Annotated in this window: 12 protein-coding genes; 8 read left to right on the forward strand and 4 right to left on the reverse strand. The window is 64.1% G+C overall.

The window, feature by feature from the left end; translation table 11 throughout:
• The 5 genes from BM133_RS00005 to BM133_RS00025 form a co-directional block, all read left to right on the forward strand.
• Positions 1–1,829 (forward strand): DUF2345 domain-containing protein (locus tag BM133_RS00005; protein WP_256219019.1); only part of this gene is annotated, 1,829 nt, incomplete at its 5' end.
• Entirely contained in the window at positions 1,826–2,827 is a 1,002-nt protein-coding gene (locus BM133_RS00010) for a hypothetical protein (protein ID WP_093430749.1), read from the forward strand. The genes BM133_RS00005 and BM133_RS00010, both read left to right, overlap by 4 nt.
• The gene (locus tag BM133_RS00015) at positions 2,824–5,832 is read left to right on the forward strand and encodes a T6SS effector BTH_I2691 family protein (protein WP_093430750.1); all 3,009 of its coding nucleotides are present in this window, start codon (positions 2,824–2,826) and stop codon (positions 5,830–5,832) included. The genes BM133_RS00010 and BM133_RS00015 overlap by 4 nt, the downstream gene beginning before the upstream one ends.
• Complete coding sequence (locus BM133_RS00020) at positions 5,829–6,878, forward strand: DUF6708 domain-containing protein (protein WP_093430752.1); 1,050 nt, start codon at positions 5,829–5,831, stop codon at positions 6,876–6,878. Before BM133_RS00015 ends, BM133_RS00020 begins: the two co-directional genes overlap by 4 nt.
• Positions 6,875–7,792: a hypothetical protein gene (locus BM133_RS00025; RefSeq protein WP_143100038.1), complete on the forward strand. Its 918-nt coding sequence runs from the start codon at positions 6,875–6,877 to the stop codon at positions 7,790–7,792. The genes BM133_RS00020 and BM133_RS00025 overlap by 4 nt, the downstream gene beginning before the upstream one ends.
• Before the next feature lie 129 nt (positions 7,793–7,921).
• Here the strand turns inward: BM133_RS00025 and BM133_RS00030 are convergent, their stop codons facing one another.
• Positions 7,922–9,721: an Ig-like domain-containing protein gene (locus tag BM133_RS00030; protein ID WP_256219020.1), complete on the reverse strand. Its 1,800-nt coding sequence runs from the start codon at positions 9,719–9,721 to the stop codon at positions 7,922–7,924.
• 223 nt (positions 9,722–9,944) lie between these two features.
• On the reverse strand, positions 9,945–10,826 hold the full coding sequence (locus BM133_RS00035; protein ID WP_093430756.1) for an NAD(P)H-binding protein: 882 nt from the start codon (positions 10,824–10,826) through the stop codon (positions 9,945–9,947).
• Between the two features lie 116 nt (positions 10,827–10,942).
• On the opposite strand from BM133_RS00035, the gene BM133_RS00040 reads away from it, so the two are divergent.
• Positions 10,943–11,896 (forward strand): GlxA family transcriptional regulator, encoded by a 954-nt coding sequence (locus BM133_RS00040; RefSeq protein WP_093430758.1) that lies wholly within the window; start codon positions 10,943–10,945, stop codon positions 11,894–11,896.
• Positions 11,897–11,919: 23 nt separating this feature from the next.
• Here BM133_RS00040 and BM133_RS00045 read toward each other — a convergent pair whose 3' ends face one another.
• A complete protein-coding gene (locus tag BM133_RS00045) occupies positions 11,920–12,504 on the reverse strand; it encodes an HD domain-containing protein (RefSeq protein ID WP_093430759.1) in 585 nt (194 codons plus the stop codon).
• A gap of 164 nt (positions 12,505–12,668) precedes the next feature.
• Between BM133_RS00045 and BM133_RS00050 the strand changes: the two genes are divergently transcribed.
• Together BM133_RS00050 and BM133_RS00055 are read left to right on the forward strand one after the other, a co-directional pair.
• Complete coding sequence (locus BM133_RS00050) at positions 12,669–12,989, forward strand: type II toxin-antitoxin system RelE/ParE family toxin (RefSeq protein ID WP_093434916.1); 321 nt, start codon at positions 12,669–12,671, stop codon at positions 12,987–12,989.
• Positions 12,964–13,332, forward strand: coding sequence for a helix-turn-helix domain-containing protein (locus BM133_RS00055; protein WP_093430760.1), 369 nt, complete (start codon positions 12,964–12,966; stop codon positions 13,330–13,332). The genes BM133_RS00050 and BM133_RS00055 overlap by 26 nt, the downstream gene beginning before the upstream one ends.
• A 21-nt stretch (positions 13,333–13,353) precedes the next feature.
• On the opposite strand, the gene BM133_RS00060 is transcribed toward BM133_RS00055, so the two are convergent.
• Complete coding sequence (locus tag BM133_RS00060) at positions 13,354–14,316, reverse strand: phosphate acetyltransferase (RefSeq protein WP_093430761.1); 963 nt, start codon at positions 14,314–14,316, stop codon at positions 13,354–13,356.
• Positions 14,317–14,339 lie beyond the last annotated feature (23 nt).

The following is a 14,339-nucleotide window of genomic DNA, read 5'->3' on the forward strand; positions in this document are numbered from 1 at the left end:
CCCTGACCGGTCACGAGCAGCACGACAAGGACAGCGAAGAAGACCGCCGCTTCGCGGTGCTGGCCGTGCGCCACATCGCGCGCAACAACTTCGACGAAGCCCTGAAGGCAGGTGTCAGTGAACGCCTCGGCCTACCCAACATTGCCACCGTGTTCGATGCATCGGAGGACAGCGGCAATGCCACGGCGAATCCTGAGAGCGTCACGCATTACCGCAACGACTTCACCACCGTTCGCGCCGCCATCCCCTACCGCCCGCTGAGCGTGGACGGCCACGGCCAGCGCATCCACCCCAAGCCCAGCGTGCACGGCAGCCAGAGCGCCATCGTCATCGGCGTGGGCGAGAACGCCCCCGTGCACACTGAGCGCGACCATCGCGTCAAGGTGCAGTTCCACTGGCAGCGCGGCAGTGCCGCCAGCGCCCGACAACCCCGCTCAGACGGTCAGGACAACGCGCCCGCCGCCGACCGCCTGGGCGCCTGGGTGCGCGTGGCCGCCAGCGCTGCGGGCGACAACTGGGGGCAGGTCACCCTGCCGCGCGTGGGGCAGGAAGTGCTGGTGGAATTCCATCATGGCGACATCGACCGCCCGGTGGTCGTCGCAGCGCTGTACAACGGCGCCGGACAAGTCGATGCCCAGCACAACGAGAAATCCGCAGGCGCAGCGCAATCCACCGGTAACGCCCCCGCCTGGTTCGCTGGCGAAGGCAAGGAGGCCAAGGAACACGCGCACAACGCCGTCTTCTCCGGCATCAAGACCCAGGAACTGAGTGCCAGCCAGAGCGGTGATGGCGGCTACAACCAACTGGTCTTCGACGACACCCCCGGCCAGGGCAGCACCAGTCTCGCGACCACACAGGCACATAGCCGGCTGCACCTGGGGCACCACAAGCAGCAGGACGACAACGCGCGTGGCAAGGCGCGGGGGCATGGGGCCGAGCTGGCCACGACCGCACAAGGCGCGATCCGCGCCGGCGCAGGGCTGCTGGTGAGCGCGCATGCCCAACAAAACGCCAAGGGTGCGTTCATGGCCAGCCGCGAGGCGCAGCAGCAAACGAAACAGGCCGAAGAACTTGCGACTTCACTAGCCAAGAGTGCGCAGACACAGAAGGCGCAGATCAAGGATGAAGAGGCACCGGACAAGCTGCCGGCCATCGAGGCGCTGAAACACGTGGCGGAAGTGCTGGGGGCACAGCAAGAAGGCAGCGCGGCGCAATCGAACGGCGGTGGCGACATCAAGGCCACCGAAGGTGGACAAGGCAGCGTCACCGCGTACAGCGAGCCGCACCTGCAGTTCAGCGCGCCGATGGGCATCGGCTTCGTCACACCGAAGGAGGCGATTGCGGTGAGCGGCAAGCACACCGCAATCGTCGCCAATCAGGACATCGATCTGCCGGCACAAGGACAGATCGCAGTGAGCGTGGCCAAGGGCGTGAGCCTGTACACGCTGGGCGCCAAGGCGAGCGGAGGCGGTGAGCCGAACCAGGAACGCGGCATCACGCTGCACGCGGCCAGCGGCAGCGTGATGCTGCAAAGCCAAAAGGGTGCGACGAAGATCGCGGCGGACAAGAAGGTGACGATCGCCAGCACGACGAAGAACGTGGATGTGGAGGCGCCCAAGCACGTGCTGCTGACCAGCGCCGGGGCGTACATCAAGCTCGAAGGCGCAAGCATCAAGATCCACGCGCCGGGGAAGGTGACGTTCAGGGGGATGCACAACTTCGTCGGGCCGCAAGGAGACAGTGCGAGCAACAGCGTAGAAAAAGGGGAGTACCACGCCTGTCCCTTCAAGCTCGCGGCCGCCGGGGCCGCAGGTGTCAGTGCGATATGACGACGTCGTCACCCTCCAGCGTCGCAACGCTTGCGCAATTGCAGGCGACCTTCGACAGCGCGACCTCCATCTACGTGCTGGTCGACCCCATGCAGGGCGAACCCATCCCGGTGTCTGTCGATGCACCGGATAGCCTCGCCGCAACGCAAGCGGCGCGCGAAGCAGCTTGGGGCCGTCAAGTCACAACAGTGCTGCTGGACCCTCGCGTTCCGCTGGCGCAGGCGCAGCAACCCTACGTCGTGACGCTGCAAGGGGCGGACGATGAATGGCTCGCCGACACATTGGATATTGCGCAGGCCGAGCGCCACGCATCACAAGCTGATGGCCTCGCGTCCGACGGAAGGGGCGTACACCGCGTCAGCTGGTTGCAAACGAGCCTCTTTGCCGAGGACGTTGCAGCGGTCGTAGCGCAGATGCTTCGTGTCGACACGTCAGCCTGGACCGATGCGCGCTACATGCGGCTTGCAGACCGTCGCGTCTTCGGTTGGCTGCGGCATGTGGTGGGCGATGCACGCGTTTCGGCACAGTTCGGGCGCCTTCGACGCTGGGTCTACCTGGATGCATGCGGCCAACTTGCGCAACTGACTCATGCCGACGACGGAGTCGAGCGACTGACGCTCGACGGCGACGAGTGGAAGTTCTTCATGCGCGGCGAGCGGATGCATGCGACCACCGCGCGCTGGCTCGGCGAGCTCGCTCTCTTGAGCGATCAGGCCCCGTGCAAAAGTTCGCAGCAAGACCGCGAGGTCTACGCACAGGTCGCCGCAGCCCTTGGCCGCGCGGAGCGGGCGGCACAGCGGTGGCCGACACGCTTCGTGCGTGCTCGTGATCAAGATGCATGGGCCGCCTTGAGCCTCTTGCATGCCGACATTGAACATGACGCTCGCGTGCGGGCTGCTTTGCAGGCTCGGCCCGAAGAAGACGGCCAATCGGACGAAACCATGCACACCCTGAGCATCGCCTTGCGCGCCTTGATGTTGAAAGGCACCTCCTCATGAGCACGACCACTCCTGCCGGCTGCGATAACTGCAACAGGAGCGGTTTGTCGCTGTTGTTGCTGCGGCCGAGCCCCATCGCCATCGCGGGCTTTCTGGTTCCGGCGGGCTCGGAAGCACTGCAGACCGATCAAAGCGGCCTCGTGCCGGGTCACGCGCTGACGGAAAGCCGCTACGTGCTGCGCCTGTTGCGTGCTGGCTATGTGCACGTCTACATTCCAAACCCTCCGCAGGGTGTCAAGGAATGGCTGGTCTACCGCGTCACCGACAACGCGGATCTCGTCGAGCAGGGCAATCCCGTGTTTGCGCAAATGCCTGCGCCGCCGGCCTGCTCAAACACGGCGCACAACGCAGCCGGTATGCGCCTGCTGCACATCCCGCAGGCACACAAGATCCCGACTGTGTGGATGGCCTATAGCGCCAATCTGTGGAATGAAAAACTCAAGAAGCAGAACCGGGCCAACCCTGAAGCCATGATGCAAGTGGATCTTGCCGGTGGTACTACGCCAGGAAGCTTCCTGCCGACAGCGTCTCGGCTTCGCAGCAGCGTACTTGAATGCGCGCTGAACAACCTGAGCCTCAACAAGGCGACAGATCACGACTTCCAGTTCAACAGTCTGGCGCCTATCGTCGACAGCCTTGCCGACAACCTGGTGAGGGCGGCCGCATGCCATCCACTTACGGCGGGCAAGGAGAGGGCGGTCGTGCTGCCCGACCCGGTGGGTCTGACGGCCGAACTGAATGCACTGCGATTGCGCAGGCACGAGATTGCAAGGCGTGCCATCGAGGCAGAGGCCGCCAAGCCGGAAAACGAGCATGCACTCAAAAGCTCCGAGGCGATGCTGGGGCTCAAGGAATTGCAGGCGCGGGTGGAATATGCGAAGGCGCTAGAGAAATTGGCTCCGGTCGTTTCTTTCAAGGAGTACTCGGAGCCCAAGCCCGGCAATCCTTTCTTTGGCGCCACCATTGCTCCGTTTCGGTATGAAGGTCGCACCTGGGAAGAGATCGAAGGAGAGGGGCGCAGCGCGGAGGCCAATCCGCTCGGAAGGGTATGGCCAACAGGGGGATCGGACCGCGTTCGTCTGGAGGCGGACAAGGCCTTGGCGAAATCGTGGGGGGACATCGCAGACGAGTACAGCGAAACCGGTCGTGCGCAATGGGTGAAGGATTTCCATGACCGGATGAAACGCGAGCATCTCGATGTCGTCGCCAGGTTCGAGGCCGATTGGTGGGCCACACGCAAGAGCGACAGCTTTAAACTTTATTTCGAGATGCATTTCGACGAGACGGACCCGAATGCGCTGTTGCAAACGCATTCGTGTGGGCTGGTCTATGCGCGCGAGGTCTCGATATCGACGACGCCGGCGCCCCTCACCACGGGTAAGGTGCTCGAGGCCTACGTCGAAGAACTTGCAGGAGATCCGAGCCAGCCATCCTCCGTCATGGTCAGAGCGTTGGCCGCCAATCAAAAGGAAATTCTCAAGAAACTGCAGCCGATATGGGCCATTGAAAAGGCTGGCGTCTACGCACATGAAAGCCGCAACGACAAGCTGTTCGACCTGGGTGTGGGATTGCTGCGCAAGCTCGAGTCGTCGGGTCTGGCTTCCAAGCCGCGCTACAGCTGGCTTGCTCCTGCACTTGGCAATCTGTTCGGCGGTTACAGCCTGACGGTGGCCCAGGGCCTGACTGGGGCGGTTTCGGCGCTCTGCGCCAGTCTTGGTGCGGCCTTTCTGTCAACCGACAGAGGCAGAAAGCTGGTTGCGCGCGCGCAAGGCCTTGCGATGGTTCAACGCACGACCGACCTCGTGCTCAAAGGCTTCATCGACGGCGATGTGCTGCGCGTGCCCTTGCAGATCACCATGCACTATCCGGCCGGCAAGGGCATCCTGATGCTCTTTCGCGACCGTGGCACGCACACTTACTCGCAGGCTGCGGGCTTGGTTCGCGGAGGCGCTATCGAGATCACCTTGCTGACCGACAACCTCGAAATGGCCAAGTACGGTGGCAACGTGGCAGATGCCATTCGGGATGGCGCCGGGCGAATCGATACGCCGGCCAACCCGAAGCCGGCCATCGTCATGGGGTCGACCGCATGGCGCGGAATGCAGCTTCGCGGCCCCGACTTCGACAGACTCTGGCTCGATGGCCGCATGAGTTCGGCGAATGCAAAGGCTGCCGCGCTTGAAATGATGCAGGGCAAGCAGGCCATCATCACCACGCTCGACGGTCGATTGGCGGTCGGCGGCTTGTTGCTCAATGGCCTTGGGCTCATCGGCAGTTTCGGGCAGATCAACGATGAGCGTGAAGAGGTGCGCCGGGCCGCATGGTTCGGGCTGGTAGACGGTGCCTCTGGCGTGCTGGGCGGTCTGGCCGGAGTGTGGGAGGTGGCGCTCAAAGCCAGGCTCACCTTGCAAGTGGGACAGGGGGCGGTAGAACGCTCGATCACGGTTCACTCGCTGCGTGCGGCGGGGCATGTATTGGGCGCGGTGGCGGGTCTTGCGAATGCAGGGATGAACTGGATGAGGGCGAATGATGCCAGTGAGGCTGAGCAGAAGTGGGTGGGGCGCTTGTATAGAGCTTCCAGTTGGGCCTTTCTGGGAACAACAGGTACGTTTGGCGCATTGGCTGTCGGCGCTCTTGCAGACCGTATGGTTGCCAAGGGAGTTGCGCGCGCAGTCGCTATTCGCATTGCTGCGCGCTTCGGTGCTCAGGGCGTTATCGCTGGTTCGTTGAGCGGTTGGGGCACCGTCCTGCTCGGCTTGGCTGTACTTTTCGAGGTTGGGGCTGTCATCATGACGCCGACCGAAATGGAGAAGTGGGCTAAGCGCACTCGCTTCGGCAACAGATTCGGTGGCAAGTTCACGAACTGGGCAGAAGAGGAAGCCGAGCTGAACAAATTGTTCTCGCCGCCTGAGAAGAAAACACCTGCAGCGCCAACCATCCCGACAATGATCTTCCCAATCTTCATTCCTGGCAGTGAGCCACCACCCGGGCCGCAAATGGCATGAAGGAACTCAAGCTTCTCAAGCACGGCGAGCGCGTGCGCATCGAATATCAGCCATCACCCGGAAGCACCGAAGGTGCGATGGGCGCCAGCACCGACGAGGAGCGCCCTGGCGGAAAAGTCTCCGGAATCGTCAAACGCTACCGAAAGAACCGAACGGCCGAAGGTTTCCCGCAAGCACTGGGCTGGATCAAGGCGACTTACAAAGATGCCATTGAGTACACGGGGATGACGAAGGAATTGCGCGGCTATGGGTTCTTCCTGGCGGTGTTTTTTGGGGGCGTTGGATTTGCGGTAAGCGCGATAGCGGCGATCGACTTTTTCACGACCAATGATTGGTTTCTTGCGCTGCTTGATGCGGCATTTGGTCCCGTAGCGCTGGTCTTCTCCCTTTGGATAACGACCTTCGGCCTGCGCGTCGACCTATTTAAACCATCGGACCTGCCGATCATCTTCGACCGCAAACACGGCAAGATCTATCGCATCCTGCGCGAGGAAAAACCCGGTTGGCGCGGCCTGTTCAAGCTCTGGCCCGTACTGGCTTGCGAGTACGACTGGGAGCTCGTCGATGCCGAGCACGAGACGGAAGTGCTCTCTACGGGGGCGACCATCGTGCGCAATCATTTCCTGATGTTCATCGTCCGCAAGAGCGCAAGCGACCCGACCATCATCGACAGCTTCCAGATTGCCAATGCCAGTTCCTTGAGTGAAACCCTCGTGCCAGCCATGTGGGAGCACATTCGTCGTTTCATGGAGGAGGGTGGCTCGCACCTGCCGCTGCCCTCAGAACCATTGGCCAGCATGGAAGCACCACGCAACTGGTGGCATAGCGTGGGCGCTACCGGCCCCTTCGGTGCGGGCTATATGAAACGTTGGAACGAACAGCCTGGCTACATGTGGTTCATGCACTTGGCACTGCCGGTGACCCTGCCGATGTTTTTGCTCTGGGGCACGGGAAATTGGTTGAGCTACAAGACTGCGATCGACGTCGATTGGCCACAAGAGGTGAAACGCGCTGTAGGTCCGAGCATGACGTCTGAGCCGGTATGAAGAGCTCTCAGGTAGGCGACTCGCCGCACCGCGATGAGCTATCCGATCTCAAGACCTGCTCCGTTTTGCCAGAACCGAACTTCGGGCCTGACTCGGGCATGTTTCTGCTGGAAGGTGTCGTTGCCGAACTGCACGTGTCAGAGGGCCGCGAGAACCTGCTACGGAAAATCGACAAGCACTACAAGCAAACGAGTGTGCTCGCAGGCGTCGGTGCGGCGGTGGGCGACCTGTTCGGCCAAGCCGCCAACGCCGCGATGCTGGCAATGTATGACGGTGAAGATATGCAGAACTTCGCGTGTCTGATTGGCGATCAGGTCGTGTGCGGGCAGTTCGCTGGGGCGCAGCTGCTCAAGGAAGGCAACCGGGTTCGGTTGGCTGCGTCACGCAGTGGTGATGTGGTTGTTGCGCGCGGAATCCTGGACGAGCAGCAAGGACTGGTCTGGGTGGGGCACGCCTGGGGCGGCGGTGCGGAGATAAGCGCGAACTGGAAGCTTGCTTTTTGGGGGTTCGCGTTTGCGAGCATCTGCTGGGCATTGAGCTATTTTTTCGTCAAGGAGCATGTGGGCTTCGTCAAATACCAGGCGTTGGGCATGACGGGTGCAGCCGTATTGACGGCAGGCTTGGCCCTCTGGGCCAACAAGGACATGCAGACACTTGCAAAGCCCTCTACTGAAGTGTTCCGGCTTCTGGGCTTTGCGGAGCCTGAGAAGGTCAATCTGAACAACTATCAGCTTTCTCTCGTGGAATCGCGAAAGCGCAGCAAGCTCGTGGCATCCAAAGTGCGAGAGTTGCGAGAAGGAACCTTCACGCTTCCTCCGCGGCCGGCAATTCTGGATGTCTCGTCAGAACGTATCCGGAATACGCATGACTACAAACAAGCCATCGAAGACGGAAAGCTATCGATGATTTCGTGAGCGTTTGCTGCGGCTGGTAGCTCTCGATTCAGCGTGCAAGGGTCGCACGTTGGCAAGCGATGTCGACCAAGGGCAATCGCAGCGATCGGCGACGGGTGCGACTCGCGCCCGGCGGTTACTCGCTCAGCCTCACGACCCGCTCCGATCCCGCGAAGCCACAGCCGTCCGCACCTTCAGCACCACCGGCGCTGGCGCCTGCGCCAGCACGCCATCCACCACATCCTTCTCCCCCTCCTTCATCGCCAACGCCCGATACGGCGTGATCTGCGCATTCACCTGCATATTCGCCGACACGCTCGCAATGTTCCCCATCGCATCCACAGCCCGCGCCTCGATGCTCGCGTAGCCCGCCGCCCCAGGCGTCCAGTTGCACGTATACGGCGCGGCCTTCACCGTGCACAGCGTCTTCCCATCCACGATGAACTGAAGCTCCGCGATCCCTGCATTCGCCTGCGCCGCAGCGGAAAGAGTCGTCGTCCGGCTGACCCCTGTCGCCGCCGGCACCGCAACCGACACCACAGGCGGCGCCAGATCCGCAGGCGCATTCACCATCACATTCGCCGTAGCCATCGCCGAGTTCCCCGCCGCATCCACGCCGATCACGCGGATCGTCTGCATGCCCGGCGTCATCGGCGTCCACGTGCAGGTGAAAGGCGGGGCTTCGAACGTGCAGATCGGAATCCCATCCGCCCCCGCCACCTTCACGCCCCACACGCCCACGTTGTCCACCACGGCCGGTGCAATGGTCACCGGCTGCCCCAGCGTGGCCATCGCGGGCGCCGACACGGACACAGTCGGTGGCACGTTGTCCAGGCCGCCCAATGCCATGTCGATCGTGAACGTCGACTGCCCCTTCACCGCCTTCTGCTCGAACGCATCGAAGATCGTGAACCAGCTCGCCGTCGGTGAGCGCCCTGGTGCCGAGGCCTTCACCAGCAGCGTCGACTTCGCGCTGTTGAAGCACGTAAAACCGCACGCCCAGTCGAAGGCAAAGCGACCCGCCTCATCGGCCACGCCCTGCGCCAGCAACACCATCGGCTGCTCTGTCGAAGTGCCTGCGTTCCGCCACACCGATACCTGCGCTCCGGGCAGCGCGGCGCCCGTCGCGCGATCGGCAATGCGCACCTGCGTCGCCGTGGTCCCCGCCATGAACTTCGACGTGCCGTACTTCGGCCAATCGCTCCAGTCGGTGTTGATGTTGGCCTTGGTGCCCGCCGTGAAGCGGATCATGTTCAGCGTGATGACGCGGTTCGTCGCCGGGTCGCGCCGTTGTTCGAACACCGTGCCCAGCAGCGGATCGAGCCGCCAGCTCTGGCGTGTCCACCAGTAGCGGTCGGTGTCGCTCATCAGCGCCAGGTCGGCCAGCGGGGCGGTGCCGGTGGTGTCTTTCACCATCGAGGCGTTGTAGTACTCGCCCGCGCCGGCGCCGAACACATGTTCCAGCTCGTGCAGCAGCGTCTTGAGCTGGCGGCCCAGGTAGTCTTTTTCGGTGGACTCGGGCGCGGCCTTGGTGATGGCGCGCGACAGCCGCAGCGGGTCGTGAATCGCGATCCAGTTCAGGTTCCAGGCCGCGCCTTTCTGCGGAAAGGTCCAGCTCGCCGCGAGGCCGCCGTGGCTGTAGCCCTTGGTCGATTTCGAGATGCACACCACGATCTCGCCATTGACCAGGCCGCTGTGGCTGCATTGCGGCGCCGCGGCGGGGGCAACGAGCTGCAGGTCGTTGACCGGGTCGAACACGAAGCTGCGCACCGTCTCGCGCGTGAACACCGTGTTGACGTCGGCCACGTACTGCGCAAGCCGCCGGCCCGCTTCCGCGGGGCCGATGTCGTCAGCCAGTTGCGGGTCGACGAACAGCTTCAGCCGATGAACGCTGGGTGGCGCCTTGCCGACTTCGTTCAACCCCGCCCAGGCGCCCGGGCCGAGGAGCATGGCGCAGCAGCCAAGCGCCAGCACAGCCAGGTGACGCGCACGTCCAGACAGCGAAAAGAAGGCGCGCATCCAGCCCACAAAGTTGTTTCAAAAATGTAAGTTTAGTGTGATTGAAGTGTCACAACCATCTGTTACTTACATTGCAGAAACATATTTTGTAGGTTTATTGCAACATTTACTCCATGGCGATGCCGATCGCCGGGCGTGCCGAGGCGGGGGCGAATCAGGTCTTGGCGGGCATCGCAATGTCCGCGATTCGCTCCTGCACCAATGCGGCCACCGAGCGCGGAACCTGGCACGTCAGCGCCATCACGCCAGGCGTTGGCGTGGCGTAGACATTCGTGCGCGTGAGATGGTCCAGCCCCAGAAGCACGTCGATCGTGAGGGGCGGGAGGCCCACCGCCGCGTAGAACGCCCGCTGCGCCTGTTCCGTGCGCCGGATGTACGCCACCGGCCGGCCGAGGCCTTCCGCCAGAAGCGCCGCGATGCCGTCCATCGTCACCGGCGCGGGTCCCGTCAGGTCGTAGATCTTGTGGCCATGGCGCTCGGCCCCTTCGAGCAGGACGGCGGCCGCGCACGCCGCCACGTCGCGCGTGTCGATCGCGCTGATCTGGCCGTCCCCCGCCGCACCGCCCCACACGCCCTTGGGCACGAAGCTGGACGCCACGCGAACCAGCGTGTCCGTGAAAGTGGCGGGCCGCAGCAGCGTCCAGGCCACGTTCTTGCTCGCCAGGTGCGCGTCGATTTCCGTGTGCCATTCGAGCACGTTGCTCGCAATGCTTGCGCCCGCACCGCCCACCGAAAGACCGACCAGGTACGGCACGCCGGCATCGACCGCGGCGTCGATCAGCGCCTTCTCGTCGCGCACCTGGCGCGCGCTCGTCGCGGTGCTCAGAAACGCCTTGTCCGCGCCCTCGAACGCCTGCTGCATCGACTTCGCGTTGTCGAAGTCGATGCCCACCGCGTCGACGTTCGCGCCGAACAGGGCGCGCGCCTTTTCAGGGTTGCGCGACAGCACGCGAACGCGCGCGCCGCTCTCGATGAGCTGCCGCGTGAGCCTGGACCCCACCGTGCCGGTTCCCCCGGCGATTGCAATGATCGACATGAAAGTTCTTTCAGGTTTGCCAGCGGGATGCCGACCGTTGCCGAACTTTAGAAAAACACCTCGATGTCTACAATGTCTTATATGCAACCTTTCCGGCCATGACCGCAGGAGCGCACATGCACCGCATCGCCTACACGGTCGTCCCGAACTTTCAGGTCATGGTCTTCGCAGGCATGACCGTCTTCGAACTGGCCAACCGCATCGCCCCCGAGCCTTACTACGACGTGCACCTGCTCTCCGCAGAAGGTGGCCTGGTGCAGACCTCCATGGGCATCCCGATGCCGACCGAACTGGCCGGCCGCAAGTCGTTCGACACGGTGATTGCAGCCGGCGCGCTCGACATCGAACCGGCCCCGAAGAAGCTCCTCGCGTTCCTCCGCCGAGCGGCGACTTCATCGCGCCGGATCGCCTCCGTCTGCACCGGCGCCTTCGTGCTTGCAGAGGCCGGCGTGCTGAACGGCCGGCGCGCGACCACGCACTGGAGCTACGCCCGCGACCTGCAGGCCAACTACCCGCAAGTGAAGGTCGAGGAAGACCGCATCTTCGTTGTCGACGGCCCCGTGTGGACCTCTGCCGGCATGACCGCCAGCATCGACCTTGCCCTGGGCATGGTCGAGCGCGACCTGGGCACCGAGCACGCCCGCACGGTCGCCAAGCGGCTCGTGGTGTACCAGCGTCGTGGCGGCGGGCAGATGCAGCACTCGGCCTTGCTCGACCTCGATGCCAAGACCGACCGCATACAGAGCGCGCTCGCCTTCGCGCGGCGCAACCTGCACAAACCGCTCGCGGTCGAGCATCTGGCCGAGGCCGCGCACCTGAGCCCGCGCCAGTTCAGCCGCGCCTTCCGCGCGGAGACTGGCCAGTCCCCCGCCAAGGCCATTGAAACCCTGCGGGTGGAGGCGGCGAGGGTGATGATGGAACAGAGCCGCCACCCCATCGAAGTCGTCGCCAGCGAGACCGGCTTTGCGGACAGGGAGCGCATGCGGCGCGCGTTCCTGCGGGCCTTCGGGCAGCCGCCGCAGGCCATGCGAAGGAACGCGAAGATCGGCGCGGCGACGACAGAAGACTGACGATCTGCGCGCGGGCGAGCCGGCTAGTGCGCAGGCGCCGAAGGCGCCGTCATCCTGCGCCGCGTGTCGTCATCGACCAGCTCGCGCAATGCGCTGAACAGCGGCGTGGTCCCCGTGTGCTTCCTGCCGTATCCGAGGTTGAACGCGTAGTCGAAATCTTCAGGGTTCGCGCCCTGGCTGTGCTGCAGGATCGTCTCGAGCTTGTCGAGCGCCTTCACCGCCTTGGCTTCGGGCGAAGCGGCGGCTTCGTACTCGTCCCAGAGCGCGAGCAACTCGCTGCGCAACGCGTCGTTCAGCGGCGCCATCAGCGTCAGCAGGTCGCGGCGTTCGCGCTCGCTCTTGTCGGGGTGCGCGTGCTGGCTCACCGCCGGAATGTCGCCGTTGATCGCCTCGCCCAGGTCGTGCACCACGCACAGCTTGAGCACGCGCAGCAGGTCGAGCCCGGCCAGCTCTTCTTCGAAGGCCATCGCCATCAGGCACAGGCGCCAGCTGTGCTCGGCCGTGCTCTCCGCGCGGCCCGAGGAGGTGTGGCCGCTGCGCAGCACGTCTTTCAGTTTTTCCGCCTCGCGCAGGAAGGCGAGCTTGCCCTTGAGTTGCTCGATGTTCATCGGCGGGGATCGTAGGGAGGCGGGGCGGTGGTGTCCACGCATGAAATATGCGTGGTGCATGTCTCGCCGGGATCTGCGCGATGAAAATTTCTTGTGCCGAATCCGTGACGGCGGTCACGTTTCTATAACTGTAGAATGTACGCCAGTGGCGTATGCTTCCGGCCGTGCTCACCGTCGTCGAAACCCCAACTTTCCAGAAGCTATGGCCGAACTATTGGACAGAGGAAGAGCGAGGTGAATTTGCCGCTTACATCTCCGAGAACCCTGACGCCGGAGACCCCGTCCAGAAATCGGGCGGCGTGCGCAAGGTGCGCTGGGGGCGCGCCGGTTCGGGCAAGAGCGGCGGCGTGCGAATCGTGTACTTCAATCGCAAGAGGCCCGGTGAAGTTGTCCTGATGTTGATCTACGCCAAGGCGAACCTCGATTCGATCTCCGGCGAAACCTTGAAGGAGTTGCGCGATGCCGCAGAAAAAGCCGATGAGTGATACCGAACTGGCCGCCTTCGAGGCGGGTCAGGACTTCGATGCTCTGCTCGCGCAGTCGGCGCGAGAAATGGGTGCCGGAAAAACGCGCAAGGTTTACACGCCCGTGGTTGCCGCGCGCGAGAACGCAGGCCTGTCGCAAGCCGGCTTTGCCGAATTGCTTGGCGTGTCGGTGCGTACGTTGCAGCAATGGGAGCAGGGCCGCCGCGAGCCAACGGGCGCAGCGAAGACGCTGATTGCCATCGCCGAAAAGATGCCTGAAGCGCTCAGGGCGGCCGACCCGAATTACAAGATGCCGCGACGTGTTGTGTCCGGCCGCGCAAAGGCCAAGCAGATCAAGGCCTGAGCTTCCGCCCCACCGGCGCCATCACCCCACCGCCTTGATCAACCGCTCCCGCCCCGCCTTCACCAACATCGAGGCCACCGCGCACGAAGCCAGCCGCGCCGCCTCCGAGTCCGCGCGGCTCGTCAGGATCACCGGCACCTTCGTGCCCAGCACGATGCCCGCCGCATAGGCGCCGCCCAGGAAGGTGAGGCTCTTGGCGAGCATGTTGCCCGCGTCCAGGTCGGGCACGATCAGCACGTTGGCGCGGCCGGCCACCGGCGAGACGATGCCCTTGATGCGCGCGGCCTCGGCGTCGATGGCGTTGTCCAGCGCGAGCGGGCCGTCCAGTTGCGCGCCGGTGATCTGGCCGCGGTCGGCCATCTTGCAGAGCACGGCGGCGTCGAGCGTGGAGGGCACCTTGGCGTTCACCGTTTCGGTGGCCGAGAGAATCGCCACCCGCACGGCCGGCATGTGCAGCGCATGCGCGAGGTCGATGGCGTTCTGCACGATGTCGACCTTCTCTTCGAGCGTGGGCGCGATGTTGATCGCCGCGTCGGAGATGACCAGCGGCTGCGAGTGGCCCGGAATGTCCATCACGAAGCAGTGACTGATGCGCCGCGAGGTGCGCAGGCCTCCCTCGCGCCGCACCACCGCGCCCATCAGCTCGTCGGTGTGCAGGCTGCCCTTCATCAACGCATCGACCTCGCCGCGCAAGGCCATGGCCACGGCGGCGTCGGCCGCGGCGTGGCTGTGCGGCGCATCGACGATGGTGAGGTGCGCAATGCTGGCGCCGGCCTCCAGCGCCGCCGCCTCGATCTTCGCGCGCGGCCCGACCAGCACCGGCGCGATGAGGCCCAGCGCGGCCGAAGCCAGCGCCGCTTCGAGCGACACGGCGTTGGCCGGGTGGACGACCGCGACGCGCAGCGGGGGGAGGGCGCGGGCGGCGGCGATCAGGCGGTCGTAGTGGGGGTGCGGTGCAGCGGTGGGAGTGGATGAAGACGCCATGCGGGCTCCGGAAGATGGGTGAT

The sequence above is a fragment of the Variovorax sp. 770b2 genome, assembly GCF_900115685.1.
In the GTDB taxonomy this organism is placed as follows: Bacteria; Pseudomonadota; Gammaproteobacteria; order Burkholderiales; family Burkholderiaceae_C; genus Variovorax.

Bases quoted from the DNA above. Each gene is read 5' to 3' on its own strand.
- BM133_RS00045 (WP_093430759.1), bottom strand. From the start codon at position 12,504: ATGAACATCGAGCAACTCAAGGGCAAGCTCGCCTTCCTGCGCGAGGCG.
- BM133_RS00025 (WP_143100038.1), top strand. From the start codon at position 6,875: ATGAAGAGCTCTCAGGTAGGCGACTCGCCGCACCGCGATGAGCTATCC.
- BM133_RS00030 (WP_256219020.1), bottom strand. From the start codon at position 9,721: ATGCTCCTCGGCCCGGGCGCCTGGGCGGGGTTGAACGAAGTCGGCAAG.
- BM133_RS00010 (WP_093430749.1), top strand. From the start codon at position 1,826: ATGACGACGTCGTCACCCTCCAGCGTCGCAACGCTTGCGCAATTGCAG.
- BM133_RS00040 (WP_093430758.1), top strand. From the start codon at position 10,943: ATGCACCGCATCGCCTACACGGTCGTCCCGAACTTTCAGGTCATGGTC.
- BM133_RS00020 (WP_093430752.1), top strand. From the start codon at position 5,829: ATGAAGGAACTCAAGCTTCTCAAGCACGGCGAGCGCGTGCGCATCGAA.
- BM133_RS00035 (WP_093430756.1), bottom strand. From the start codon at position 10,826: ATGTCGATCATTGCAATCGCCGGGGGAACCGGCACGGTGGGGTCCAGG.
- BM133_RS00015 (WP_093430750.1), top strand. From the start codon at position 2,824: ATGAGCACGACCACTCCTGCCGGCTGCGATAACTGCAACAGGAGCGGT.
- BM133_RS00055 (WP_093430760.1), top strand. From the start codon at position 12,964: ATGCCGCAGAAAAAGCCGATGAGTGATACCGAACTGGCCGCCTTCGAG.
- BM133_RS00060 (WP_093430761.1), bottom strand. From the start codon at position 14,316: ATGGCGTCTTCATCCACTCCCACCGCTGCACCGCACCCCCACTACGAC.